Annotated in this window: 26 protein-coding genes; 5 read left to right on the forward strand and 21 right to left on the reverse strand. The window is 51.9% G+C overall.

The window, feature by feature from the left end; genetic code table 11:
* From PHE17_RS19795 to PHE17_RS19810, 5 genes are all read left to right on the forward strand, one after another.
* A partial coding sequence (locus PHE17_RS19795; protein WP_301017649.1) for a hypothetical protein occupies positions 1-1,612 on the forward strand: 1,612 nt, incomplete at its 5' end.
* A gap of 1,938 nt (positions 1,613-3,550) precedes the next feature.
* A complete protein-coding gene (locus PHE17_RS21730) occupies positions 3,551-4,387 on the forward strand; it encodes a glycosyl hydrolase 108 family protein (protein WP_363320151.1) in 837 nt (278 codons plus the stop codon).
* Positions 4,377-4,907 (forward strand): 3TM-type holin, encoded by a 531-nt coding sequence (locus tag PHE17_RS19800; RefSeq protein WP_301017650.1) that lies wholly within the window; start codon positions 4,377-4,379, stop codon positions 4,905-4,907. Before PHE17_RS21730 ends, PHE17_RS19800 begins: the two co-directional genes overlap by 11 nt.
* A complete protein-coding gene (locus PHE17_RS19805) occupies positions 4,889-5,176 on the forward strand; it encodes a hypothetical protein (RefSeq protein WP_301017651.1) in 288 nt (95 codons plus the stop codon). The genes PHE17_RS19800 and PHE17_RS19805 overlap by 19 nt, the downstream gene beginning before the upstream one ends.
* A 16-nt stretch (positions 5,177-5,192) precedes the next feature.
* Positions 5,193-5,405 (forward strand): hypothetical protein, encoded by a 213-nt coding sequence (locus PHE17_RS19810; protein WP_301017652.1) that lies wholly within the window; start codon positions 5,193-5,195, stop codon positions 5,403-5,405.
* Positions 5,406-5,467: 62 nt separating this feature from the next.
* On the opposite strand, the gene PHE17_RS21735 is transcribed toward PHE17_RS19810, so the two are convergent.
* The 21 genes from PHE17_RS21735 to PHE17_RS19890 form a co-directional block, all read right to left on the reverse strand.
* Positions 5,468-5,812, reverse strand: coding sequence for a transposase (locus PHE17_RS21735; protein WP_363320152.1), 345 nt, complete (start codon positions 5,810-5,812; stop codon positions 5,468-5,470).
* Between the two features lie 168 nt (positions 5,813-5,980).
* Positions 5,981-6,412: an endonuclease VII domain-containing protein gene (locus PHE17_RS21740; RefSeq protein ID WP_363320154.1), complete on the reverse strand. Its 432-nt coding sequence runs from the start codon at positions 6,410-6,412 to the stop codon at positions 5,981-5,983.
* Positions 6,409-8,427, reverse strand: a complete 2,019-nt coding sequence (gene nrdJ, locus PHE17_RS19815) for a ribonucleoside-triphosphate reductase, adenosylcobalamin-dependent (protein ID WP_301017653.1) — start codon at positions 8,425-8,427, stop codon at positions 6,409-6,411. Before nrdJ ends, PHE17_RS21740 begins: the two co-directional genes overlap by 4 nt.
* A gap of 203 nt (positions 8,428-8,630) precedes the next feature.
* Positions 8,631-9,086, reverse strand: a complete 456-nt coding sequence (locus PHE17_RS19820; RefSeq protein WP_301017654.1) for a hypothetical protein — start codon at positions 9,084-9,086, stop codon at positions 8,631-8,633.
* Positions 9,079-9,594 (reverse strand): dATP/dGTP diphosphohydrolase domain-containing protein, encoded by a 516-nt coding sequence (locus PHE17_RS19825; RefSeq protein ID WP_301017655.1) that lies wholly within the window; start codon positions 9,592-9,594, stop codon positions 9,079-9,081. Before PHE17_RS19825 ends, PHE17_RS19820 begins: the two co-directional genes overlap by 8 nt.
* Entirely contained in the window at positions 9,582-10,364 is a 783-nt protein-coding gene (locus PHE17_RS21745; protein ID WP_363320155.1) for a hypothetical protein, read from the reverse strand. Before PHE17_RS21745 ends, PHE17_RS19825 begins: the two co-directional genes overlap by 13 nt.
* Entirely contained in the window at positions 10,354-10,632 is a 279-nt protein-coding gene (locus tag PHE17_RS19830) for a hypothetical protein (RefSeq protein WP_301017656.1), read from the reverse strand. The genes PHE17_RS21745 and PHE17_RS19830 overlap by 11 nt, the downstream gene beginning before the upstream one ends.
* Positions 10,629-10,853 carry a hypothetical protein gene (locus PHE17_RS19835; protein ID WP_301017657.1) on the reverse strand — a complete coding sequence of 75 codons (225 nt, stop codon included), beginning with the start codon at positions 10,851-10,853 and terminating at the stop codon, positions 10,629-10,631. Before PHE17_RS19835 ends, PHE17_RS19830 begins: the two co-directional genes overlap by 4 nt.
* A gap of 131 nt (positions 10,854-10,984) precedes the next feature.
* Complete coding sequence (locus PHE17_RS19840) at positions 10,985-11,176, reverse strand: hypothetical protein (RefSeq protein WP_301017658.1); 192 nt, start codon at positions 11,174-11,176, stop codon at positions 10,985-10,987.
* A gap of 200 nt (positions 11,177-11,376) precedes the next feature.
* Positions 11,377-11,808, reverse strand: coding sequence for an endonuclease domain-containing protein (locus tag PHE17_RS21750; protein WP_363320156.1), 432 nt, complete (start codon positions 11,806-11,808; stop codon positions 11,377-11,379).
* Complete coding sequence (locus tag PHE17_RS19845; RefSeq protein WP_301017659.1) at positions 11,790-13,595, reverse strand: DNA polymerase; 1,806 nt, start codon at positions 13,593-13,595, stop codon at positions 11,790-11,792. Before PHE17_RS19845 ends, PHE17_RS21750 begins: the two co-directional genes overlap by 19 nt.
* Positions 13,596-13,953: 358 nt before the next feature.
* A complete protein-coding gene (locus tag PHE17_RS19850) occupies positions 13,954-15,393 on the reverse strand; it encodes a DnaB-like helicase C-terminal domain-containing protein (protein WP_301017660.1) in 1,440 nt (479 codons plus the stop codon).
* A gap of 156 nt (positions 15,394-15,549) precedes the next feature.
* Positions 15,550-15,915, reverse strand: a complete 366-nt coding sequence (locus PHE17_RS19855) for a hypothetical protein (protein ID WP_301017661.1) — start codon at positions 15,913-15,915, stop codon at positions 15,550-15,552.
* A 339-nt stretch (positions 15,916-16,254) separates the two neighbouring features.
* Positions 16,255-16,506, reverse strand: a complete 252-nt coding sequence (locus PHE17_RS19860; RefSeq protein WP_301017662.1) for a helix-turn-helix domain-containing protein — start codon at positions 16,504-16,506, stop codon at positions 16,255-16,257.
* Positions 16,503-16,928: a hypothetical protein gene (locus tag PHE17_RS19865; RefSeq protein WP_301017663.1), complete on the reverse strand. Its 426-nt coding sequence runs from the start codon at positions 16,926-16,928 to the stop codon at positions 16,503-16,505. The genes PHE17_RS19860 and PHE17_RS19865 overlap by 4 nt, the downstream gene beginning before the upstream one ends.
* A gap of 3 nt (positions 16,929-16,931) precedes the next feature.
* Positions 16,932-17,459 carry a hypothetical protein gene (locus PHE17_RS19870; protein ID WP_301017664.1) on the reverse strand — a complete coding sequence of 176 codons (528 nt, stop codon included), beginning with the start codon at positions 17,457-17,459 and terminating at the stop codon, positions 16,932-16,934.
* A 47-nt stretch (positions 17,460-17,506) separates the two neighbouring features.
* Positions 17,507-19,948 (reverse strand): DNA-directed RNA polymerase, encoded by a 2,442-nt coding sequence (locus PHE17_RS19875; protein ID WP_301017665.1) that lies wholly within the window; start codon positions 19,946-19,948, stop codon positions 17,507-17,509.
* Positions 19,949-20,016: 68 nt separating this feature from the next.
* Positions 20,017-20,481 (reverse strand): endonuclease VII domain-containing protein, encoded by a 465-nt coding sequence (locus PHE17_RS21755; RefSeq protein ID WP_363320157.1) that lies wholly within the window; start codon positions 20,479-20,481, stop codon positions 20,017-20,019.
* A gap of 59 nt (positions 20,482-20,540) precedes the next feature.
* Complete coding sequence (locus PHE17_RS19880; protein WP_301017666.1) at positions 20,541-21,698, reverse strand: tyrosine-type recombinase/integrase; 1,158 nt, start codon at positions 21,696-21,698, stop codon at positions 20,541-20,543.
* A gap of 386 nt (positions 21,699-22,084) precedes the next feature.
* Positions 22,085-23,062 (reverse strand): hypothetical protein, encoded by a 978-nt coding sequence (locus PHE17_RS19885; protein WP_301017667.1) that lies wholly within the window; start codon positions 23,060-23,062, stop codon positions 22,085-22,087.
* A 42-nt stretch (positions 23,063-23,104) separates the two neighbouring features.
* Positions 23,105-24,529, reverse strand: coding sequence for a hypothetical protein (locus tag PHE17_RS19890; RefSeq protein ID WP_301017668.1), 1,425 nt, complete (start codon positions 24,527-24,529; stop codon positions 23,105-23,107).
* Positions 24,530-25,092: the final 563 nt, after the last annotated feature.

Raw genomic sequence — 25,092 nt, forward strand, 5'->3', positions numbered from 1 at the left:
AGGAACACTAATGCCCTCACAGACCGCCAAAGGCTCGGGAGGTGGCGTAGGTTCCCAAACGTTCGAGATAGGAACCCCCGGTCCCGGTAGTAAAACAAGAGCTTCCGGTAGTCCCGGAAGTCTCACCCAATATTTCCTCAGTACCGTAGGAGCCCAAACAGCCTTCAATCCTGCAAGCGGTCCTCCTATTGACAGGAACATAGCCCAACGTGGGCAGATGAACCTTGCGTTGACGGCCGCTTCCAGTCCGAAGTTGCAACTACAGTCACGCGCTAAGTTTCCGGTTATTTACGGCTCGGGAACCTTCCGCCTTCTATTCTCGAACGTCTACCTGCCGAATAGCGCAGGACCAGCGTACACCATCAACAAGGTGTCTGTGGAACAAGCCGGTGTGTCAACTCCGGTAACCTTTGGCGGCCTTCGCACCCGATCAGTCGCCAGTGGCGAGGTATTCGAGAGTGACACGATTACCGGAACTTTGGTTCCTGGGGTAGCTTGGGTCCGCGTAGATGCCACAGTTACCGTGTCTGGCTTCGCCACTAGTAAGCTCTACAACACCACGCAACTTGAAACTGGCGGAACTATTGATCAGTCGATTATCTTCGACCCTATCAACTTTATTGACCAGATTGACAACACAGGTTCCCTAACGGTTCCTACGGGTGGCACAGCTACCCAAATGCTAACCGCGACTATAATCATTGGTAACATTACGTCCGATAAACGCGCGTGGCTAGGTGGTTGTACGTCTATCGAAGACGGTAAGATTGACCAAGGTTCTTCAGACGGTGCCAACGGCGGTGGTTATCTAAGGCGCGCTGCCTTCAAGAAGGTCGTTCCTTACGCTTCCTTCGCACTCACTGGTATGGCATATTCCCAGATTGGCGCTACCACCAAGCCAGCTTTCGTCGCCTTGTGTAAGTATCATAGCGACCTTCTCCTTGGGGGTCCTACGAACGATGTGTTCGCTGGATCAGCCTTGACCGTCGTTAAGACAACTATGGGCTACTTCTGGGGCGCTAAGACCCTCGCTGGATCCACCATCACCCGTATTATCCAAGGGGACCTGTTCCCGCGTGTGGACACCACAGACCACTGTACGAGCTTTGCTGGTCAAACCAACGACCTCACAGGCTACGCAGCGGCCGGCGTTGCGGACCAGTGGAACACCTTCATAGCCACGGCGGCAGGCACAAATAATATCGACGCTGTGTGGCAGGTTCGGTCGTTCTTTGCGTCCACCACGGACAACCACTTCTGGGGTTCTCCTGGGGACTCAGCGTACTCGTTCTTCCAGACGACGCTCGCGGCCTCCGCTCTATCGACTGCAACCACAATCTCACTCGCCGCGCTTCCCCCCGCGACCAACATGGGTCTCATTCTAAACCCAGGTGGCGCACAGATGGCCCCTGTCACGGGGAGCACCCTGGAAGGTATCGTTCCATATCAGTACACCGGAACAGGCCCCTACACGGCTACAATGTTCGTAACCATTGCGGTCGCGCAGAACTCCGGTAACGCGGTTGTCTCGCCGTTCTCGGCAGACGGTACGCATCCCTCTGGCTTCACAGGTAACGACACCGCAGCTACAATCGTTGTGGCAGCAGTTTAAATATTAGGACCAACTCTCATTTCCACTTACGGTACCGTTAAATCCGACTTCCTTTCGATCCTCAACCGCCGCGACGTTACTGCAAGTCAAATCAACACATTCTTCGGTGACGCGGCCCTACGTATCAACCGAGACCTCCGTATCCCAAGTATGGAGGCCTTGGTCCAATTCACTTCAGACACCCCAAGTATCGTGCCGGTCCCTACGGACCTATTGGAACTCATTGCGATCTACACGAATGACGCGGTGAACCAGAACAAGCTAACGCGCACGACACTTGGGGACATTATCGTTCTCTCCCAGACCTCAGGCATCCCTCGGAAGTTCTACCGTCAAAAGAACGATTACCTAATTGGTCCTGCACCTCCCGTAGGTACTGTGTTCTGGGTGTCCTACTACCAGTCCGCAGCTACCCTTATTCAAGATAGTGACACCAATTGGCTCACTGAGGTAGCCCCAGACCTCCTAAGATACGCCGCGCTCTGTTACGCTGCCGACTTCTTCCTGGATGAACGCACGTCAACCTTCGAGGCTCGATATAGCCAAATTATCGAAGCGTTGACGAACCAAGCCCAACAGGACGACCTAGTGAACGCATCAATTGCCGGTGCGTACCAAACAGACGGCTTCTCGAATTTCCCAGATAACCCAACGACCAATTAAGAGCGAATGACCTTTACACCTACCGAATACAGTCCGTTCTCCACGGTCACCACATTCAACGGACGTAACGGTGACGTGGTGTTAAAGGGAACGGACCTTGTTGACGCTGTTCTACCGTCCATCGTTGGCACCTTTAATGGTCGCAGCGGTAACGTGGTGCTCCTGGCGGGCGACGTTACTCCCCTTATCTCTGGGGTCTCCGTTACCTCCTTTAACACCCGTACCGGCGCTATTGTCCTTAACTCCACGGACGTAGCAGCGGCCCTCCCCGCTACCGTGGCTCTCCTTGCGTCCCCTACGTTCACGGGAGTTCCCGCAGCCCCCACAGCGGCCCCAGGAACCAATAGTACCCAACTTGCCACTACAGCCTTCGTTGCGGCTCTGGGGGCTCTCAAGGCCTCCCTTGCGTCCCCTGCGTTCTCAGGTACCCCAACGGCTCCTACGGCCTCGCCAGGAACCAACAGCACCCAGCTAGCCACCACGGCCTACGCAGATGCCATAGCGGCTCTCAAGGCTAACTTAGCGTCTCCAACGTTCACAGGAACCCCAGCGGCTCCCACAGCGGCCCCAGGGACCAACACGACACAGTTGGCTACTACAGCCTTCGTGGCGGCATCGTTCGCTCCCCTTGCGGGACCAACGTTTACTGGTATTCCTGCGGCTCCAACGGCTGCTCCAGGTACCAGTTCGACACAGTTGGCTACTACAGCCTTCGTGGCGGCTTTAGGTAACCTTAAGGCCAACTTAGCGTCCCCCGCGTTCACTGGTACTCCCACAGCCCCTTCAGTAGCCCTTAGTGACGTATCTACGTCTATCGCTACTACACAGTGGGTGCGGACAGGGTTCTCGGATGGTTCCAATGCTGCCTCAGGTATCGTTGGTGAGTATTTAAGTTCTGAAGTGCTCGTTGGTTCCGCTGTGTCCCTTACATCGGGATACGCTGCCAACCCTAAAGACATAACTACATTAGCCCTTACGGCCGGTGATTGGAACGTATACGGTGTGGGTATCTGTGTTCCCTCAGCCGGTCTGACCGCCCAGGTTACCAGTATTAACACCGTAGCTAACACATATCCAACGCCCCCCAACGGAGGTGGATACGCTGTGATGTCGGTTGGTGGTGGAACAGGTATACCTAACACCGCTTCGGTCACTATGCGTATTAGTGTTGCTGCACCCACAACCCTCCACCTAGTCGCTGGAGCCACTGTGGGCTCAGGTACCGTTACGGCCTATGGTGGTCTTTACGCACGGAGGATAAGATAACAATTCGCTATGAACACAAACTTTCAACGAAGTCTCGCTAAAGTCCTCAAGTACGAGGGCGGGTGGTCCAACGACCCCCGCGACCCTGGAGGCGCAACGTACCAAGGAGTTACCCAACGTGTATATGATACTTACAGACGGGCTCATAGTCTCGGCGCACGTACAGTACATGCAATGGAGACTGCCGAACGAGACGCGATCTATCGGACGGGGTATTGGAACTCCATCGCGGCCGACATGCTACCCTCCGGTCTCGACCTCGCAGCTTTCGATGCAAGCGTCAACAGTGGCCCCGGAACAGCCGTACGCTGGCTTAAGGGAGCCCCTAAGGACAGTGTGGGAGCCATTAAGTACCTGTGTTCCAAAAGGCTATCCTTCCTCCATTCGCTAAAGACCTGGAGCCACTTCGGCACCGGCTGGGCTCGTAGGGTCTCGGACGTTGAAGCTACGGCCCTTTCGTGGGCTTCGGGTTCGGCTGCGCCTCAGGTCCTCAAGAAGGCCTCAGATGACGCCAGGGCCAAAGCCACCAAAGCCGGTAAGGCAGCGGCGGGACACAGTGTCGGCGGTGGAACTGTTGCTACGGCCGCTTCCACAGGCCACCATTGGGTACTGGTGGTTTCACTTGTCGCTGTTACACTAAGTGTGGCTGCGTATTTCATATGGAAAGCAAACCAGCACAAGGTTCGCTCAGAGGTCCTAGCGCAGCCGGTGGTTGCCCCTGTTGTGCCCAAAGTACCAGTTATTACCCCTCCCGCCGCTACTGGCCACCTTACGCCTGTAGACCAAATCAACGCTCTAAAGGCTACCTTCAAGCATACAAGCGGAGCTTCGCACCTTGGACATTAGTACCCTCGCGCCCCTAGCGAAAACCTTAGCAGCCGCAGGAGCCCCTTACCTGGGGAAAATCCTTAGCTCTGTACTTCCCTTTCCGTTCAACCTCGCAGCCAACGCTATCGTGTCCGAGTTAGGGAGTGTCCTTGGAACCGGGAGTGACCCTGGGGCCATTGCGGACGCTATCAACGCCAATCCGCAAGCCTTCTCTGAGAAGCTTCAGGAACTTGAGGACAAATACAAGTCCGAGTTGGACTTTGCGAACCTTCAGGTAGGCCTAGATACGAAGGAGGCCGAGTCTGACCACTTCTTTATCTCGGGCTGGCGTCCTACGTTCGCTTGGCTGTGTATCGTCACCGTTACGTACCAGTTGGTCGCACAGACCATTCCGTTCCATCCGATACCGGATACCACCTTCAATCCACTTTGGTTAGCCTTTGGAGGCCTTCTGGGCTTGCGAAGCACTGAGAAGTGGCTTGGGGTTGCTCGTGAGGTTCTTCCCAAGATTACTCTCCCGTGGTCGAAGAAGAAGTAATTGTGGAAATGGAGACCGCTATTGATCATGAGGGGCGTATCGCCCACATGGAAACAGACCTTGCCCAACTTAAGGCTGATGTAGCCAAGGGCACCGCTATCCTAACGGAACTTCATTCAGACATGGTGGCTCAGAAAGCCGCTAAGACCCTGATATCCTCGGCTGTTAAATACCTTGTGTGGTTCGTAGCCGGTATCGCCACGCTCTTTGGTTCAACTAATGGGCACATAGTAGCTCAGTGGATCAAAGACTTTCCCAATGCGCATTAGAAAGAAACCCTAAAGTATGTCTACTCTCCCCACCATTTCCGACCTCGACGCTGCTATCCTTGAAGTCGTGACGGCCGTTGGTTCCCTCATTGCTGAGAGAGCCAATCCGATCGATCTCACGGAGAACATTGCGCGCCTGAAGACCCTCGCCGCGACCATTAACGAAGCGTTGGTTCCCCCTCCTGCCGTCGAACCGGCTCCTGCGCCTGTTGCTCCCCCGGCTGCGTAACGCAAATTACCGATCCACTTAGGAACCCTTATGGGAACTTAGGTGGATCGGTTTTTACGCTATTAGTGTTTGATACCGTGAAGGCTCAAGACCTTCTCCAGATACTCATTACGGAGCCTGAGAACGGCCAACTCGTTACCTCCCGGTGTATGGGTACCGGAGGATACCTTACGCCTCTGTACGGTGGGTTTCTGTGGCACCTGAGGGCTATCCCATGTAGGTGCTCCCGGTACCTTCGGATGCTCCAGGTCATACCAGCGTCTTATGAGGTTCTTGTGGACCCCTAAGGACTCCCCTACCTTGGCAAAAGACTCCCCAGCGCTAACGCGGGCCACTGCCTTTTCTTTGAAGTCGCTGTCGTATTGCCTTCGTTCTTGAGTCATCGTTAAGTTCCTCGATTTCGTCATCCACGGCCGACCAGTGGTCTGTGGTATCAAGGAAGCCTATATGCGTTTCGTAGGTATCAGTGTCAAGAGGTTCCCGCCACTTATAGTCAAGAAACCTGTTGAGACGGGGGTTAAGGTAGCCCTCACGGAACGGACGTTCGTAGGTTGTCGTGCCGATCTTAGGGGGTCTTATTGGTCTATCGTCGGACACGGCTGTGTTCTCACTAGATAAGCTACTCCCTTTAAAAGCTCCTGCGGGTCGTCATTGAAACAACCAAGACCAACATTACACTTATGGCAAAGTAAACCACGGACCTTTAGAGTCTCATGGCTATGGTCCACGTGAAACGTACCTTTCCCTCTAGGCTCATTTGCACCACATAGAGCACAAGAAAACTGTTGTTCTTCTAACATTCTATTGTAGTCATCTAGAGTTATTTTAAAGTTGGCCTTGAGTTTTTGGTTTCTCCGCGCCGCCTTACCAGCAGCGGTTTTATTCCTATCCCTATTGGCCTCCTTTACGCACTCCTTACACCAAGAGTGAAGTCCAAACCTTCCTTCCTTAAGAGGGCTAAAGTCGGTCTTTGGCTTGGTTGCCTTACATTTGGAGCATGTCTTCATTTGATAGGACACGCCCCGGTAGCGCAGCGGTCTTCTTCTATTTCTGATAGGGAGCCCATAACTCGGATCGGCTTAAGTTTTGACGAATACTCGTCAAACTGCCGCTTTGTCACGACCTCTTGTGGAAGATACTCAAAGCCTAGGTCTTTAGCGGTCTTGGTTGGGTCATTCCGTAATAGGAACGACACGCCCACATAATGCTCCCAATTCTCGTGAAGCCAAGCCACGATGGCCGGAACCTCGCTTGGATCGTAAGATATAGTAATCGAGCAGTTGTGCTCCACGTAGCAGGTCATTAACAGCTTATAGAACTCTAACTGTTCGACAGCCGACTCAAGATTGACGTGAAGTTCTTCACCATCCCGCTCAACAACATCGAACTTAACATCTGGATATTCGACGGGAAAGGTGACAATAACGCCGTCCGTATCTCCAGGTGCATCAAAGACACGGTAGTTAGCCTTGCGACAAACATCGACAAGTGGATCATGTTTTGAGAACTTCACGTTGTTCCACAGATAACGGCCAAGAGGAAGGTGGGCTCCTTCTGTCGTGTCCATGATTTTACCCAAGGTACCTGAAGGCTTCACGGTAGTCACCGCACGCGGTCTCGGCAGCGTAAGTTCGTCCGCCATGCCGATAGCCGACATTATCGCTACTCCCTTAAGCTCCTTCCATTTCGCTCCGTCTCTGTGGTGCTCCCAGCGTCTAATGCCGGTCGGCCCGACTCCGCAGAGCCTTAGGAAGTCGTTAAGCTCGTGCCATGTTCGTTGGAGCATACCGTCCACGAGGTATACGCAGGTTTGACGGTAGTTCGCCCTGGCGATTAGTCGGTAGGCTTCCTTAAGACCGTCGAAGTCGCCATTAAACTTTCCCAAATCGACTTCCACAAGATTGCAGAAGCTTTTATCCCCCAGCAGAATTTCTGCACAGGGGTTAACCCCACGGAACCAAGGTGCCCGCTTAAGAGCACTAGCGCCATTAATAAACCCCGGTTCGGAGCCCCCAGAGGCAACCATGAGCCCGAAAATATCACTGAGTTCGGCTTCTGAGGGTTTGTGGTAGAAGACAACTGAATTGTTAGATTGGCCGCGCTGAGAGTTTCCGTTCCAGTATTCATGCTTTGCCCTCGCAAATTCGATCCATTCAGGGTCACCATAGGGAACCAGTGTTATCTCGGCACTACGTCTTGACGACAACGTGGCCCCTAGGTGGTTCAAGATATCCATAATGTTGATACGGGTGAGCAACTGCCCAGCCCGAAGGTTCATGATGGTTACGATAGCTCGCATAGCCTCACTTAGGAGACTATCGCCACTTGATATCCATCCGTACGAGCTTAAACGCGTTCCGGCGGGCCGTATCTCCCCGTAGTCGAGAGTAAGGGTCTTCACGAAACGCTTGTTAGCTAGGATTTTACCGGGGAGTTTCGCCCAGGCCTCCGCGCTATCTCCGACCCTAATGGTCCAGTCGTAATAGCGTTTACCGTTCCCAGCCTGGGGCGGTAGTTCCTCGAACGTCTCCACAGTCAACGGGTTCCCTTTGTCCGTGGGGTCCGTCTTGGTGCTGCGGATAATCTTGAGTTCTACGGGTTTACTGAAGCCGCTTAGGGTTCCAGTCGTAGGCTCGAAGCCGACTCCACATCCTTGGAGCAAGAGCCAATAGGCGTCAACAAGGTCATACACTGTAGCGATCCGACCAAAGGAACAGTTGAACATGGAGGCTTCTCGCTCTCTAGCAATACTAGTGCCTCCAAGCCAAAGTGTCCTTCCAGATACGAGCGCTTTTCGTTGGAGAAGGAGGGTCCGTAGGCTGCCCAACTCTTCCCGTTGCTTGGCCCGAAGGCCATGACCCTGAGCCCTAGCCCAAAGCCACTCTTGATGGCGGATAACACGGTCGATAACATCGTCCCAGGTCTCAAAGGTTCCGTCCTCCGTTGGTCTGCAATACGTTCTCCTTGTGATAACCTCCGCTCGTGTGGAGGGCTTAAGTTTATTCTGGTGGTACTGCGTCAATGATTACACCACCTTTATGGTTGCGAAAGAGTCAATACGTTCCACCGAACACGCTTCCAGAGGTGGAGGTTTAGTGACCGTTATAAGCTTGTAAACGTAGCGAGTTTCGCCAGTTGCGGCACTAGACTTAACGGCTACGTGTTCTGCGTCCTTCCGTTCCTTGTGGGCTCCCGCACATGATAGAACTATATATTCATACCTCATCACACGAGGTCCATAAGGTTCGGTTCGATGTAGTTGGGTCCCTTAAGAACCTTACCGTCCTCACGTCTAAACACTGAACCATCCGAATAAAGCTTCGACATGTTACTCACGTGGACCCTACGAACACACTCGTCCATAACGTCCCCACGGATAGCGTTGATGTACGCCACCATCTTCATGATGTTATTACCGGTCTCGGGAGTGAAGTCCGACGCCTGGACACCAAAGTGTTCGGCTTGCGTAAGGACATAGATAACGTCCGCCATTTCTTTGAGTAGGTGGGCGATGGCTTCCCGCATTTCGTAGAGTTCTTCTTCGACACCTGTGATAGCAGCCTCTTTCGTGAGGTTAACGCCGAAGACTGCGGCGAACTCACGGTAACAGCCGTTAATGTCGAGACGCTGCGGTGTGTTGTCTTGCTCCAAAGGTAGTTCCATTTGTTCCTGTTCAGACATTCGCTTTCACTCGGTTATCGTCACCAACGTTACGAAGGTGATAGGTCAATAGGAATAGGCAATTGGTAGCGGCTAAGGCCATATGTGGAAGACCGGACTTTGCGTCGATATCCTCCCCGCGAAACCACGCCCACGAATGGCGCATAAGGGACCCAAAGACGCGGGTCCAAGACATACCCCGCTCCCAATTACGCTCAGGGTATTCGGTGAGGCCGTGGGTTAGTGCGCGAGCCACGTATTCCATTGCGTCTGGTGGTAGGAGGTCCCAGCGCGTCTTTCCGTCATCGTTACGGAAACCACCGACCTGTTGTGCGAAGAGGTCTTTGGACACTTCCAAGGGAACGAACCTGTCCTTGTACCATTCCCTGCTACCCGTCTTTACGGTTTCATCCAGAACACAATAGAAATCTGGGCGGTCGAAGGCCGACTCCTTGACTGTGTAGATTTCACCAGTTACCACGTTACCAATATCATTACCCCTGATGCACTTAACTTTCATGGGTTCCATAAGATAACCTCCTTCCGTTCACTATCCCAATCACTTGCCCTTAGTATCCGCGCCAGTCGCGCTTGGAGCAGGGCGTCGTCTTCAGTTAGTCCTTTGGCTTCGTAGGCCTGTACAATAAGGTCCCACCGCCATTCCGTATGACTAATCTCTGGATCAACGGGACCATCTGGCATCCTGTTCAGTAGTTTCTCCGCAGTCACAGGACCACACCCAGGTAACCCAGGATAGCCGTCCGTAGCGTCACCTGTGAGTGTCTGGAGTAGCCAGTTGTAGTCTGCTTGTTCCTTGGAGACCTGGGTCAACTCACCTTGACGATAGAGCCACCCAGGTACCGTACGCATGTCCTTGTCATCCGACACGATAATCGGGTTGTGACACTTACCGTTAGTCGCCCAGATACCTAGGAGGTCATCGCCTTCTAGGGTGTCCACGCGTGACGCAGGTTCACTGTCGAGAATGAGTCCTAGGAGGTGCGAGTAGCATAAAGGTTTACGACTACGACCGGCCTTGTACTCTGGGTACAACTTGCGTCTAAAGTTACTCTCGCCACTACCACTGAAGGCAATACGATACCCCAGGACACCTGTGGTCAACGGTGTGATATCCAGGCATACCTTAGACAGGGAGTGCTGGAAGGCCTCGTAGGCCTCCTCAGCGTTGCTAAAGAGTACGTGGTTGCTATCGTCCCACCGTACCTCACGTTCAACGGCAGCACAGGCTTTATAAAGGAGCATGTCGCCGTCGATTAGGAGCGTTGGGTTATTTAACACTCTTACGACCCCGCAGAGGTTTAAAGGCCCCTTGGGTCTTCGCTAACCCGCTGTCAATGTCCGCTTCAATGTCCGGTACTTCCGGCTCTTGGGGAGCCTTTAAAACGTCCGGTTCAATGTCCCCTCCAGTCTCAGGGACAACCTCAGAGAACGTAACGGCCATCTGGGCGGCCGCTAGGGCTTTCTCCACATAGTTTAGAGACAACCCAGAGAACCCGTTGGTTGCCACGAAGTGACAAATGTCTACTGCTGTTTCTTTAAGGTTCACTTGACCACCTTATCCTTCTCCACAGCCTTCTTAAGGTCCGCTGCGAGTCCTTGCATTGCCGCAGTGATACGGGCGTCAGTAGCCGTAGCTACGCCACTTGCAGCGGTGACCACGGGTTTGGCGAGAACCACGGCTTCCTTGACCACGGGTGTAGCGACCGCTTCAACCTTGGCAACCACGGGTTCAACAGCGGCTTCCACGGCCTTAACGTCCGCTTCCACTGCGGTCTCCACCGCGTCCACCTTAATGAGCACGGGTGAGATAAGAGAACGAAGGTAGTCGAAGGAGGTATTAGAAAAACCGTGACCTAAGATAAAGGCTACGATTTCCTCAATTGGTTGTACTGGTGCTGTCATTTGATAACTTTCAGATTAGTGGCGACTCCATTGGTCACCATGGTTGCAATAATCGCTTGGATTGCCTGTAGACCTACGAGCCAAAGGTCCTCGTCAACGTCCGGGGTTGCTGTCATGGCTCGAATGATACCCGCGATACTGTCGCCACGGGCTGCGATGTAGTCGTAAGAAACTTCGAAATCATCCATCGTTAAGTTCACTCTCTGCTAACAGGTGTAATCCTTTGGCTGTCACTCGCCATTCGGACGAGTAGACACCGGCCGTTACTCTTGTGGTTATGAGGCCTTCGCAAGCACACATCGCTATGATAGATGCGTTATCTCTCGCTAGGTTACTTTTAGTGGTGGCACCATGTATGTATATCTCTTGTAGGACTTTCAACAACATATCAATTGCCACTATACTCCTCCAGGTATCTATTAGCCCGTAAAATAAGGTCTGGGCGGTTCTCGACCTTAGAGAGCATTGAATTACACAGAACACAAAGCAGTCCGCGTATAGCTCCTGTTTTATGGTTGTGGTCTACATGCAGCCGTGTTTTACCCGGAGCCGGTTGGTCGCAAATTGCGCAAAGACCCTTCTGTGCGTCGTACATCTTATGCCATTCCTCGGCAGATAATCCGTATAAACGCCTTATCGAGGCGTACCTACTTTGCTCTTTAGTTCTGTTCGTTGGGTTCCACGGTTTCCGTGTGCTTTGGATACACGCCTTACACCACGCGTGATGTCCTGTTTTTGTCTTACTAGATTTATTAAAAAGAGATATCTCCTTTGTTTCTTTACATCTAGTGCAGACCGCTGTTAGTGCACGTCCTTCCAACTGTTGCCTACCTTATAATCACTTTTCAAGGGTACCTTAAACTTATAAGATAACCCCGCGTTCATTGCGGTTTTAGTTAACATACCTCCGATAACGTCCTCCAAACCCTCGCGTACTGCTACGTCAACTTCATCATGTATATGTCCAACGATAACAAAGTCCCCATCCCACCCAGGTTTAAACCTAAGACAGGCTGTGTCATAGAAATCCACCAACCAAGTTTTACATAGGATTGCTTCGGTGCTAGTTACCAGATAATTGAGACCCAACCTGTCGCTAGACACAGGTATCCTGCGACCATCCAAAGACTTCAACCACCCCTTAGCGCACCCAGCCTTCACGGCTTTCTCCAAGGCACCTAGGCCCGGAATTTTGGTACTTAGGAGGTCGAGTATCTTCTGACCAACCGCACGGTTACCACCGTTAATGCTACCAATCTTAGGAGCCGCAGCGCCGAAGAGTTTGGCGTAAATGGTGGTCTTCGATTGGTCTCGTGAGGGAATGTAGGGTGCGGCGGACTCCATGTGGTACGTATGGATATCGCCGTTGACTACGATATCGGCGTACTTACCGTTATCGAAATGGTACATCCAATGGGCGAGGCACCTGAGTTGCGCCCCAGACATATCGGCACCAACGAGCTTCCATCCAGGCGGGACACCAAACAATGCTCGGCACTCTGAACCATAAGGACTGTATGCGTTGGGCACCTGTCCGAGATTAGGTTTGCTATGTGCTGCGCGATGGTGGACAGTTCCAATCGAGATATATGATCCATGAATGTTTCCATCTTCTCCTACGACCCGTAGCCACCCGTTGTCGCCATCGGCTAACTGCCCGAGGCGCTTCTGGATGATAAGGTACTCAATGATAAGTTTGGCTTCAGGAATGTCGATCTTTAGGAGTATGGGTTCGTCAAGCTTTGCCCGTCCTCCTTCGGTGAAGTCCTCGGGTTCCCATCCGAGTTCTCTAAGCTTTTTCTCTGTGTGAACGCGAGAGCCGGGATTGTAAACCACGGTTCGGTAAATAGTAACAGGAACGCCCTTAACATAACCGCGTTTAGAATTATCGCGTTTGGGTACAAGTATCCTCTCAACTTCCTGCCACGGCGGGAACGCTTCTTTAAGCTGGGTTTCTAGCTCGTCTCTTCGTTGGGCCAATCGAACATACAGCGCCTGAGCACCGGCAACATCGAAAGGCCAACCATCCTGCTCCATTTGGAAACAGATTTCTGCGTACCTGTGCTCTAACTCAAAAGGGACCTGTGGTTGCTCCCAAGGACGTAGGTAATTCAGGAGACGCAAGGTCACCCTAACGTCGCCCATCATATATTCCCCCATTTCGGGAGTGTACTTATCCCAGGCTCCGGGGATAGCCTTACCTTTATCGTCGTACCCGTAATCACCTTTGAGTTCACCAAGGCGGACGCCCCAGGCTCTAAGTGAATGTGAGCCAACAAGTTTCCCTGGGAAGCCCGGTCTCGCAGCGTCATCCTTCGTAATATCACTATGGAGTAACCGCGCGGTAACCAGAGTATCGGTCCGCTTACACCCAGGCCGGAAGTTCCATCCAAAGACCTTCTTGAGAACCGGAAGATCGAAGCCAATGATGTTGTGTCCTATGAGTTCATCGGCTTCATAGAGTATCGGTAGGGCCTCCTGGATGTTATCAGGAGTAAACAGACGGGACTCGCCCGTGTCTGCATCCATAATTCCGATGCAGTGAACCTTTGTCGTTTCCTTAAGAAGTCCGTCCGTTTCTGTATCGAAAACGACGCGGCGCATCATGGAAAGAACCCCAACACAGCACCCAACGGAGGCACCCAGATGCCTACGATACGCAGGATATCCATCCATACGTCTGAAGGTGCGTGAGCGAAGTCCACGTAAAGCCACCAGATATTAAGCCACCAGCCGATTACTCCGAGAACCAGAAGTATCATTGTACATCGCGTTTTCATTTAGATGCCTTCCGGTATGTATGAGGTCACGTCAAAAGCCCTTGCGGTTCTCTTGGCCGCAGTCTCTGGGGTATCCCCTGAGGCAACGAACTTATCGAACAACTCAAGGGCCTTGTGGGAAACGCCAAGGTATCCTGCGACACGGGCGGTAGCATCGCGCCATGACTCGGCGTCCATTCGTCTGATCAAAAGCATGACTCTGTTAGTCTCCCTGTAACTCTGTTATAGTTCAATGTTCCACAGTCCCCCCTACTACCAGTTAGGCGGTTTTTTAGAACCACCACCTGTGCGGTATCGGCCGTTGGATCGCTGGGGTCCTTCTGGATACCGATAACGAAGTCACTCAGATGTCCAATACTATGCGACCCCCTAAGCTGTCCTAGCGTAATAGCTACGCCGTCTTCGTGTCCCCTATCTCCTTGTGGCCGCTTTAGGTGGGAGATAACGAATAGTGAAAAGTTAAGTTCGCTAACCAGTGTCCTTAGCTTCGTCATAGTGGAGTCGATAAGCTTACGCTCGTCTCCTTCGCTGTCACTCACAAGGATACTCAAGTGATCTAAGAACACGTATCGACACCCCTCGCATTGAACCATGAACCTAATCTTGTTGCAGATCGTGTCCACGTCATTTGATCCGAAGTGAGAGTACAGGCTTATGCGCTTAGTCGCTAAGAAGTCGTAAGCCTCCGCTATCTCGGTTGGTGACGCGAGGTCCCTACTCGACACAAGGTTTTTATTTATCCTCATTCCGACTAAGGCCTCGGCGGTTCGGACTCCTTGTTCCTCAAGGAAGATAAGACCAACGGCTTGGTTGTGGTTCACCGCTAGGTCGAATAGTATTTCCTTGACAAAGGTACTCTTTCCTAGGCCGGTACCAGCCGTTACCGTAACCAACTCTCCTTGGCGTATCCCTAGCGTTCGGGTGTTCAGTTGCGCCCAAGGATACGGTATGGATGGAGATATTACGGGGTTTAGCACCTCTTCCCGCAGGTCTCCGAAGGATATGATACCATCCGGTCGATATGGGGCCGCGTTCCAGTACGCCTGCGTTAATGGCGCTGTCCCTAGTTTCACAAGAACTTCGTTAGCGTCCTTATACCCTTCTGGAAGGCGCATCACGAACGCTTTACCAGGAGGTAGAATTTGAGCAACTTGTTCGCTTGCCAATCGGCCGGGTTCATCCATGTCAAAACATAGAACCACTTTGTCGAAACTAGTCACCCATTCCCAGGCGTTCTTAATAGCAGTAATGGCCGATTGAGCACCGTTCGGGAGTGAAACTACCGGCCATTTACAATTGAACGCCTGTGCCATGCTAAGAGTATCTATTTCCCCCTCGGTAATAACTACAGACTTCCCCCCTTCCCTCCATAAATGGGAACCAAAGAGCGGCATGTCTTTACCACGGCCTTGCACGGCGAACCGTTTGCCTGCGTGGCGTATCTTCTGGGCAACCTTTTGTCCGGTCTTAGGGTCCCTGTAGTTCGCTACGTGACACTTCGTACCACCTAGATCGTCCGCCACCTCATAACCATACTTTTCGCAGGTAGCGGCTGTTAACCCTCGGTTCGGAATGTCTTGGTAGGAACCAACGATAAACGTATGTCTCTCTTCGGTCACCTCCATTTTAGTATCATCCTCAACTCCTTGGCTCCCGTACTTAGTACAGGCGTAACAATATGTCGTGTTATCCGCGTAAAGGGCGTTAGCGTCCGAGGAACCGCAGGCTTCACACGGTATGTGGCGAACGAAGGTTCCCATAGGGGCGTAGCTCCGCTTCTGTTACCCGAACGTTGATCCTGTGATTACGTTATCATGGGGGTTCGGTCGGTGGCGTAGGAACAGCTCTTTACCCCAAAAGTAATAAGTTCCATCAACAGTCCATCCGGGACGTTTCGGAAAGTCTACACCGAACAGAAGTTCGGAGGCCTGCCTAACTCCACTAACAACTCCAGTGAGACCATTGAAAATCGGAGTATCCTCGTTATCCACCGTAACGATATCGCCAATTCGGAAGTCTTTGGTATCGTAGGGTTGGGCGTCCGGTAACCGCGCTGCGTTGTCATCCCTCTCGGCAAAGAGCACATCGTCGTAGGTGTCCTGTGACTCGATAGGGTTCGGTAGGTAAACGTTAATCTCAATTCTCATGCTACTTCCGTTTCTTCAGTAACTGAACGAGTGTCCTAGGGCTCGGGGGTGGCTTACGCACATCCCAAGCGTCGATTGCGAATTGGTAGGCTATGTACGGCTCAACGCCTGCGTTAACTTCGCAGTCGAACAACCGAAGGACCTGGGGGCCTAAGCCCCACAGGCGTCCTTTGTAGTTTGCGCGTTGCCGGTAGAAGCCCATCGGTAACTTAGGTGTTGCCATGCTAAAATGGGAGCCACCAAAAGATAATCTCTGCGCATCCTAGGAATGTCACTAAGAGCCAGATTTCTCTGTCGTCTGGGGTTGGTTTTCGATACCAGTCGGGTCTTTTGCGCATCTTAGTTCTTCCGCAAGACGTAGCGCGCATATTGGTGCGCCACGTTATCCTTGCGAACGTCCGTGACGATGTTGTACCCAACTTGGCGAAGCTTGAAGATTTGGGCCGCAAGCCTAAAGCACCCGTAGGTAACTAGGGCTTCCATCGGGCTGATGCTTCCGCGCTTGTTAAGGTGCGCGAGGATTTTACGGGTTTGTGGTTGTAGCTTGAGTGAACCGAAGATTGTAGGTTTCTGTTTGACGGCAGTTGTCATTGTATCTCCTTTATCCAAGACGACGGGATTGTACCTTTGTCGGCGTAAAGGAACCCATGATCCACCGCCCACTTAGCGAGCGTCGTAGGGCTTCCTTTATAAATTGGTTGACTTGCGTTAGCGAACACCAAGCGAATATCAAGGTGCGGATGGGCCTCCTTCACAAGTATGAGTTTCTTTCGTTCCTCTGCGGAACCCGAAGCACCGTGGCGTTGGAAGGTACCCTTTACCTCGATGTATATAGGCCCTACCTTGAAGTCCGGTAGGTACGTGGCGACACGTTCCGGTACCGTATATTTGAGCTTATGGCGTTCGTACTCGTAAGGAACACCGTAGGCCTTAAGCTGGTCTTCGATTTTATCCTCCAGGCGAGACCGGCGCTTGGCCGGTTCAAGCTGGGGAAAATTACGTTTCTTAGGCACCTATCAAATATCCAGGTCCGCCCCAGACGAAGCGTAAGGACCCGAGGTGTCCTGCATGTCATCGACGGTATATCCGTCATCGACCGGCTCGAACTGGCTTGCACCACCCCATTCCTTAAGGTCTCTCACCTGATACGATAGGATTTGAAGACTGATGCCCTCGTCATAGTTGAAGAGTTGCGCCAGGAAGCGAATGGTTGAACCCCCGCCAACATTGACACCATCCGGCAACGGGTTATTGCGACTGTCGAAACCAGCGGGCTTGAACTTGGACGAGGACTTAATCAGGAAGCCAGCGTCCGTGTCCTCGAACGGCATCCCAGGGATACCCTTCCGATCCGAGTTCTTGGCGAACTTGAAGCGTTCGTCCGCAATGAGTTCCTTAAAGCGGTCCTTGAACATTCCGATGTCCGCTTGGTTCGTGACGACAACGCCAGTCTTGAACTTCGTTTGGTTCTTGAAAGTGTCGGCCTTCAAAAGGTGTGGGTAACTTGCGGTTCCCCACGGGGTCATAATAGTTTTCTTAGCCAAGTCTATGTGTTCCTCTGTTTAGGCGACAATCGCCATATGTTATGTATTTAGGCAAAGCTATAGTCCGCCTTCAGAACCTGAGCGATATCCAAAGACCCATACTCGGGCACTTGCGGCACTCTGGCCTTATTATCCACTTGCGCCAGCACCTCCTCTCGTATGTCCAAAAGTACATCATGGTTACGGTAGAGCATATAGAATTGCTCGTTGATCAGCGGCCGGAACCGTTCCGCGTCAGCGGGTAAACACCCGAAGCTATCGTGAACGAGAGCCACGCTTGTTACCCCTTCAGATACAGCCCGATTGACAGTAGACCGCAAATGGTATGCGTCTAGTGAATGAACGAACCCCGGAGCTATCGCGTTAGCGGCCCGTGTTTTGTCGATTACCTTTGTTTCCTCGTTTGTTCTAGTCTGGTGTGCTACCTTCACCCCCTTGTCCTGGAGCCAAAGAAAAACCTTTTCCGAAGTATCCTCCATGTATCTCATGACCACAGGAAACCCGTCAGGCGTATGCCAAACCACGGGTTTATTCTCGTGGGCCAAGGTACGGGCGAGGTCCTGAAGGAACCTCATGGCCGCTGCCGGTCTCGTTACGACACTTTCGATAGCAGAGAACACATGACCCGCGAGGTAGCGGGCAGCTTTCCAACCGTTGTCTCCGGTTCCGTCGTCTCGTAGGGTCTCGAAAGGGTGCTTTGAGAGTTCTTTCGCCAGGACCTTATGCGCCAAGGGGTTCATTGTGTCTTCTACGTGTTGGTTAGCCATCCCGAAGCGGTTACTGGAATAGCTGTAGGTCATGACGTTACGTTTGACTAGGGACCTATTCACCCCATGAGAAAGGCACAGTGAGGCGAGGCTTGAAGTTGTATCGCTTGTCAAATCTGCTTCGATCCTGCGGTTCACAAGCGTCGATACGGTTGAGTAGATATCCCCCGGTGTCTCCGTTGGCACTAGGTTCACTTCTTTCGCAGTCACCTCGTCCCGCGTCATCGCCGCGAGGTGCTGCAGACCGCTGCACGACCCGTCGAAAGATACCGGGAGGTGACAGACGTAACCAGGGTTGTCCAGACAATTTATAAACTCCTTACAAGCCGCGAGAAACATGAAAGGCTTATCAGCCTTGGTCCACCAAAGGCAACGCGTCGGGCTTGTGGCGCATGACAGTATTTTGGCCTTGTTATCCCATACCCATTGGAACCTTTCGTTAAACGGTTTCTTGGATATCTTATCGAAATCGCCACAATTAGCCAAGTGAACCATGAGCCAATAGCGACCCAAAGACCCAATAGGTTTACCCTCGTCAAACAGGAACATCGCCCTGATATAATCCTGACGCTGATACTGAAAGCTTGACATGCCGTAGACACGCCCTCGGTAATCCATGTTGCACGGAACGTAGAACGGCCGTCCTTTGAGATACCTTGCGGTCTCCAGGGCGTTCTGGAATACCCAGCGTTCCCCTATGAACCCGCGGTTGCGAGTGCGTATGGCTGAGACGTTGGTTTTCCATAGGCGACGCTCGTCCTCGTCCATGTCCTCCCAATCCTTACTACGCTCAGGGAACGGTAGGTCCTGTAGGGGTGGTACGTTGTCTATAGGTATCTCGTTATCATAGGCCCATTGAGCCACGTCCAGGATATATTCGTTAATGCGATAGGGAACCTCCTGGATGGCGTTGAGAGCCTTTAGAGCACCATCCATATCTCCAGACCGCGCCCTGTCGTCCACGGCCTTTAGAACGGGTCTCTGGTACGATCTAACGAGGTGCCTTTGGTAGCCACATATTGTGGTTTCTCCAGACACCCACGGCTTAGGTTTCTCGAATACCGGAAGTAACGCAGGGCGACTGTCGATCAGTCGGGTGATTATGTGTTCAGCCACCGATACGGCTTCTTCCGTTATCGCAAGCCTACGCCCAGGAACACCGTCCTTTGTGTTCTCGATTTCTTCCAGGACAAAAGCGGACCCTTTGAGTAGGATTTCTAGGAGCCACTTACCTACCTTAAGTCTGTCCTTTCCACTCCAAGGCTCCAAAAGGAAACCCGCCCGCTGGGCCATTGACCTTGCGGCTTGCTTACGGTTCTTAATGTTTCCTCTGCGCATACACGCCTTACGAATGTTCTCGGCTTTAATGCTATCCCAATTCTTGAAGTTATAAGCCCACACCTCACTTTCCAGGTGCATACCGAGACCAAAGATAACTTTCGTTAAACTATCTGCATTAGCTCCTGCGCCCACACAACAACTAATTCCACCCAAAGCTATAACTCTAGGGTCTAACTTTAAGACCTCCTTAAGGGGTTTAACTCGGGTTCTTTTGATAGCAATCATAGCTTCACTTACGTTATCTAAAGTTTCCTTAAGATACCTATTAGCTATCGCCATACCTGCGTCAGTCGCACCGTATCCCGCGTTTCGTGCGGTTCTTTCGGTGACTTTCTCGAAGCGAGATTGTGTTAATTCGTTTACAAGGTCCGTGGTATCCATGTTTAAAAATCCCGAATTATCTTGCCTATGGGAATGATAGGTGCGTAAGAGTACCTAACACGTTGAAATCATTCGCCAAACGGTATGTATGCCCTGAAGCGTAAAATGTAGTCTGCCGCTGCCATCAATGTCTCTGGGTTATCCTTGAAGCGTCCCAGGCCTACATTACAGCCATCGCAAAGTATTCCACGAACCAGCTTTGTAGTATGACAATGGTCCACCCTATGTCGCTTGGCGCTAACATCGGTGTCGCATATGGCACACTTGTATCCCTGCTCCTCCAACATCGCTTGTTCTTTCTCGTAGGTTAGCGCGTAACGCCTCCAAAGATACTGGTCACGCCTCTCTACAAGTCCTTTAGGGGTTTTATGCCGCTTGTGGTCCGATAGGCGGTTGGACTCCTTAACCGTGTGTGTCTCACGGTAATCCCGCGCGCACTGCTTGCAACACACCTGTAATCCGTCTTTCGTATCCCTTCGCTTGTAAAAGTCCGTCTCGGGTTTCGACTGTCCACATTTGCCGCAAGTTTTCATTATGGATCGCCCCTGTTGTTATTCTGCAAACGTTATACATAGGTGTTTTGGTCTATCTTTCAATCCTTTGGCTCGTTTTCCCTCTTGCTTTCTTGGACTGCAAATCCTTCAATCCCGGTTCGAGTCCGGGCGAGGCCTCCAGAACCGCTGTTTTCATTAGACTTTCTTTCCGGTTGTATCCCGTCCGTTATGCAAGTGGTCTGTGGATTAGTCGGTAGATTGGTCTGTAACAAAGCCAAAGCTTCACTGGCTTTTCTCACGGTTTCCCGCGTAACGTGCGCATACTTCAGGGTGGTGCCTATGTGCCTATGTCCTAGGTACTCTTGTATCTGTGCCGTGGAGAACCCTAAGGCGTCTAGTCTGGATGCGGTTGTGTGTCTTAGGACATGTGGAGTTACATGGGGCAACCCAAGGTCTAGGGAGGCCTCAGACAGGCTTATGAGTATCTTCTGGTATGGTGGTAGCCCAGAGGCCATTAAGTCCGCTAGTGAGCTTCCTAATGGCTCCTGGAGGTACACCGCTCTAGCCTTGTCGTTCTTAGTCTCGCCAGCGTCCAGGTGAAGCCATCCCGAACGCAAGTGTTCACTCTTTCGTGATAACAATTCGGTAATGCGGAACCCTGAGACCATTAACACTTCCGTCACCAAGGCTACGTCCGGTAGGTCATGCCCACGCAACCACGCCAACAGGTCAACACACTGTTGCTCCGTAAGGAACACAAGGCGTCCTTCGCCTTCGCGTTGGCGTGGGATAACCGGGCGAGACGGTAGGAGGTCCTGGGAAACTGCCCACGTAAGGACCTTGGAGATAGGCGCTAGGTACCGGTTGATTGTCTTGGGGTTCATGCCCTCCTGGCGTAGCTCATGGGCCAATAGGTCCAGTTGCTTCGTCCGTATCTCGCCTATGGGCTTGTCGAGGCCCAAGCGGGTACATGCGGCTTCCATACGAGCTAGGGACCGTCGTTCGTCCTTTGTTCCCTTATACACTACCCTCGCCATTAGCATAAGTTTACCGAGAGTTAATGTTGGTGGTACCTCCACCACGGGCGGATCGGGAGGCCCCATTATGATACCTCCCTGCTTTAATTCCCTTTCGATTAGTATGGCCCTTTTACCGTCCGTGGTTCGCGCGGTTCGTAAGGTGCCTTGGGACATAACTTTGACAATGAAATAGCCGGTTAGACGGCCGTGTTTATCCTTTTCCGGGAATATGGACATTCGACCTCCGCTGTTAGTTACACGTGGTTGTCGTTTGATTACCTAACTGTGTAGTGACGCAATTCGTGGTGCCGTTAGGCGTCGTTACGGTATTGAATTGGGGTAGGTTGAATTGAGGTATGGGTGGTGCACCACTGTCCTCGTCTAGGCACTGGTGATGGTAGGGTGAATTATAGTTATCATAATAGCAGGTAGCGTTACCTATACTAGGCGCGAGCAAAAGCCCGCCTAAGACGATAACCTTAAGCATGTGTTTAACTCCAGTTAATGTTAATAAAGTTGCGCCGCTGAAAAGCCGCATTTACGCGGGTTATCTGTAGTGAGTCTGCTTTTGACATATGTCAAGTGTGATTTGACACTCCTAAGCCTCTACAGGCGAAATGTGATCAAAACCGCCTTCCAACATACGCAAGCAAGTCCTCTCGCGTTATCCCGGTTTGCTCCAGTAAGTCCGCAACCGCGTCTGGGTGCTCAATTACGAGGTCAACTAGGCCTTCTCCCTTTGGCTCCAAATTATCCCAAGCGCCGTAATAGTCCGTCCATTTCCGGTCATACGTCCTATAATCGAAGTCATCGGGGTCTGTAGCGCCAGCTTCCCTTTGGAACACAAGCGCAGTCTGGTCTAGCTCGCAAAGGCTTTCGAGCATGTCTTGCAGATGCCTAAAGTCAAGGTATTCGTCCTTTGTGTGGGCCTGATAGTAGCCAACACTTAGGTTAGTACACTCTCCGATAAGTCCGGTATAATTCGCGGTATCTGTGAACAATCCGCCGGCATCCTTAACCCAATCGTCACCTAATGACTTCGTTAGGTTCAATTCGTCGCAGAGGCTATCCGCAAAGGCATCCGAGCAACACCTAGCGCCTTGGTGAGTGATGACGCTTGTGGTTCCCTTACGGTCAAGCGCGATGGCCGCTAGGATGCCTTGCAATAGCTCTGGCGTCTTTTCCGCGATATAGGAAGACCCTAGCCCGCCTATTTCTTCACTACGATGGAAGATATATAGACCAGGGACTTCGCGCTTGATCATTTGGATCATGAGCCAAACACCGGCCGTATCGTCTGCCCCTAAGCATGAGGACTTAGACTTTTTAGACAGGCCAGCGTAGCCCTGCCTATCGGCATAAACGCTTTGGCGTCCTTCCGTGTTGTGCACTGTGTCGGTATGGCATGACCAGAGTACGCGAACCGGATTAGTAACGTCCGGGTGCGATACCTCTTTCATTAGGTTTCCAAAGGCGTCCTCAATGACACCTAGCGGCCTAATGTACCTGTTGATAAACTCTTGTTCCGATGCGCTACCGGCTGGGCGCGCGTATGTGAGCATTTCGAGGAGTGAGCCTAAGCCGGTACTTTCGTTTTCCATAGGGGTTTCTTTAGTTTCGAGCGATTGAAGGAATGTCATGGCTTAGGCGCTTTCCGTTGTTGCGGTTTCAAGTGTTAGTTCAAGCTGGTCTTCACTTATTTCGTCTTCGTCCTCTTCCGGTTTCTCCTCGTACCATTCGCCGGTCTTTGGATCACAATAGTAGTTACGTTCCGCGTATTCGCGCGACACGGTTTCGCCGCTGTCCTCCATGATTATAATGTCTTCAATGTTGATAAACCATGTATCTGTTGTTTCGCAGTAATAGGCGTAGTCCCTAAGCCAAGTGTCGGTATAGGTTTGGCCGTTAGATGCTTCAGAGTGCGCAACGTTGTCTGAATAACTCTCGTCCGTTCCGTGACAATAGAACGCGTGATTTTCGACGCAATGGTTGCACCATGTTTCCTCGCGAAACCGCCCTTGCCTATAGCGGCTTTCGACGTTCACGGTTGAGGCTTCGTCTATGTCCGCCCGTTCATCACAATGTTCGCAAGTGAAGCGGTCTTCGTCCTCGTCCTCGTTTTCTTCAAGCAATCCATCGGTGCGGCAAGCTTCATAATCACCAGAGCGAACAATCTCGAACCATCCTTCGCCCGCATGATCAAGACCGTCATGACCGTCGATATACGGGGCAATATAGGTTCCACCGGACTCAATCTTGCGAACCTTTGCACCTAGGAAACCATCGCCGTCAGGAGTGTATCCTTTGCCCTTTAGAGCCGCACGGAGCCGCTGGTCATCGCCATATATACGGACATACGTCTTATTACTGGGGCGGATCAATGCCCGTGCCGTGGCGTTGTCGATGTCTCCAAGGTACGCAAGTTGCAAGTCACTATCGCCATAAATTGAGACGGGGTGCACTTCGCCAGCGTACCTATCGCAACATGAACTAGGGTAGCGCATACATGACCTAGGTCCACCTTGGTAAACCTTAACGATGTCCTCCATGCTTGTGGCTACCTTAAAGTCTCCCATGCCTTCAACATCAATCGCAAGGCGTCTTACCGTGTCTTGGTCAAGTTGGGGGTAAAACTTGGCGAGGTAACGTCCGGGTTTGATCGAAACTTGAATGTCCACAAGTCCCTTGGCCTCGTCCGGTGTATAGGCGATTTTAAAGCCATCCATTGAGACGTGAGCGTAGTGGTCCTTGATAGTGTCAAGGGTTTCCCATGAGTCCGGTAGCTTCACATAATTGTTATAGCGTAGCCGGCCTAACTCACGGTTACGCCAGTCTTTGTTGCGCCAGCGGACTAGTCGAAACTTCAAAGGGTCAAGTTTGTGATAGTTAAGATAGTCTTCCTTTTTCCCGTCCGTTGCGTCTTTGAACGCATAGAACTCAAGAGGGGCGTAAATCTTACTAGAGATAAGCCGGTTTACACGGTAACTATCCGCCTCCATGTACTCCCATGCTCCGGTTTCTTTGTTTAGCCGTTCGAGCCAAACGTTAGTATAGGTTTCGTCCGCCATTGTATTCACTCCTAAGTGTGATTAGTCTGCTAGTGTTATGTGTTTAGACCAAACTAAAGCGTCACCCGCACGATACGCGCGTTACCAAAAGCTAACCCTTGTGTCGGTTCAATCTGATAGGACACAACAGGGAACAAAGGTTCCGCACGGTTACACACATCAACTATGTGGCGCGCGTTAGGTATGGAGACTATGAGTGTTCTACCGTCTTTGGTCTTAATGACCTCACGTGTTTTGCACATTATCTGTGTCCGTTATGGTTAGAGACGCAATTTTGGCCTGTAGTTCCCTTACGAGACGTTCCGAGGCGTCAAGTTCATCGTAAAGATGCTCAAGCACCTTAGCGAATATGCGGACAGTACGTTGAGACAGTACGGTCTCCGCTATGACTATGGTTTCTTTAGGAGCGATAGCTCCGCTATCTTTAGACATCGCTATGTCTCCTCTTGCTTAGGTAAACGAGAGCCACAAGGGCTACGCCAGCCACCGCGAAGCTAGGGCCGAATAGGTATGCCCATGAGCCTAGATCGAGGTACGCTAGGACCATGTCCGATTTAGTCATG

Origin of the sequence: Thiothrix sp. (assembly GCF_028714775.1) — a bacterium.
Taxonomy (GTDB): Bacteria; Pseudomonadota; Gammaproteobacteria; order Thiotrichales; family Thiotrichaceae; genus Thiothrix.

Excerpts from the sequence above, each read along its gene's own strand:
- PHE17_RS19875 (WP_301017665.1), bottom strand. The coding sequence starts at position 19,948 with ATGGATACCACGGACCTTGTAAACGAATTAACACAATCTCGCTTCGAG.
- PHE17_RS19890 (WP_301017668.1), bottom strand. The coding sequence starts at position 24,529 with ATGGCGGACGAAACCTATACTAACGTTTGGCTCGAACGGCTAAACAAA.
- PHE17_RS19845 (WP_301017659.1), bottom strand. The coding sequence starts at position 13,595 with ATGATGCGCCGCGTCGTTTTCGATACAGAAACGGACGGACTTCTTAAG.
- PHE17_RS19860 (WP_301017662.1), bottom strand. The coding sequence starts at position 16,506 with ATGACAACTGCCGTCAAACAGAAACCTACAATCTTCGGTTCACTCAAG.
- PHE17_RS21735 (WP_363320152.1), bottom strand. The coding sequence starts at position 5,812 with ATGACGAAATCGAGGAACTTAACGATGACTCAAGAACGAAGGCAATAC.
- PHE17_RS21755 (WP_363320157.1), bottom strand. The coding sequence starts at position 20,481 with ATGAAAACTTGCGGCAAATGTGGACAGTCGAAACCCGAGACGGACTTT.
- PHE17_RS19850 (WP_301017660.1), bottom strand. The coding sequence starts at position 15,393 with ATGGAGGTGACCGAAGAGAGACATACGTTTATCGTTGGTTCCTACCAA.
- PHE17_RS19825 (WP_301017655.1), bottom strand. The coding sequence starts at position 9,594 with ATGGAACCCATGAAAGTTAAGTGCATCAGGGGTAATGATATTGGTAAC.
- PHE17_RS19880 (WP_301017666.1), bottom strand. The coding sequence starts at position 21,698 with ATGTCCATATTCCCGGAAAAGGATAAACACGGCCGTCTAACCGGCTAT.
- PHE17_RS19820 (WP_301017654.1), bottom strand. The coding sequence starts at position 9,086 with ATGTCTGAACAGGAACAAATGGAACTACCTTTGGAGCAAGACAACACA.
- PHE17_RS21740 (WP_363320154.1), bottom strand. The coding sequence starts at position 6,412 with ATGAAGACATGCTCCAAATGTAAGGCAACCAAGCCAAAGACCGACTTT.
- PHE17_RS19840 (WP_301017658.1), bottom strand. The coding sequence starts at position 11,176 with ATGGATGATTTCGAAGTTTCTTACGACTACATCGCAGCCCGTGGCGAC.
- PHE17_RS19885 (WP_301017667.1), bottom strand. The coding sequence starts at position 23,062 with ATGGAAAACGAAAGTACCGGCTTAGGCTCACTCCTCGAAATGCTCACA.
- PHE17_RS21730 (WP_363320151.1), top strand. The coding sequence starts at position 3,551 with ATGAACACAAACTTTCAACGAAGTCTCGCTAAAGTCCTCAAGTACGAG.
- PHE17_RS19810 (WP_301017652.1), top strand. The coding sequence starts at position 5,193 with ATGTCTACTCTCCCCACCATTTCCGACCTCGACGCTGCTATCCTTGAA.
- PHE17_RS19855 (WP_301017661.1), bottom strand. The coding sequence starts at position 15,915 with ATGAGAATTGAGATTAACGTTTACCTACCGAACCCTATCGAGTCACAG.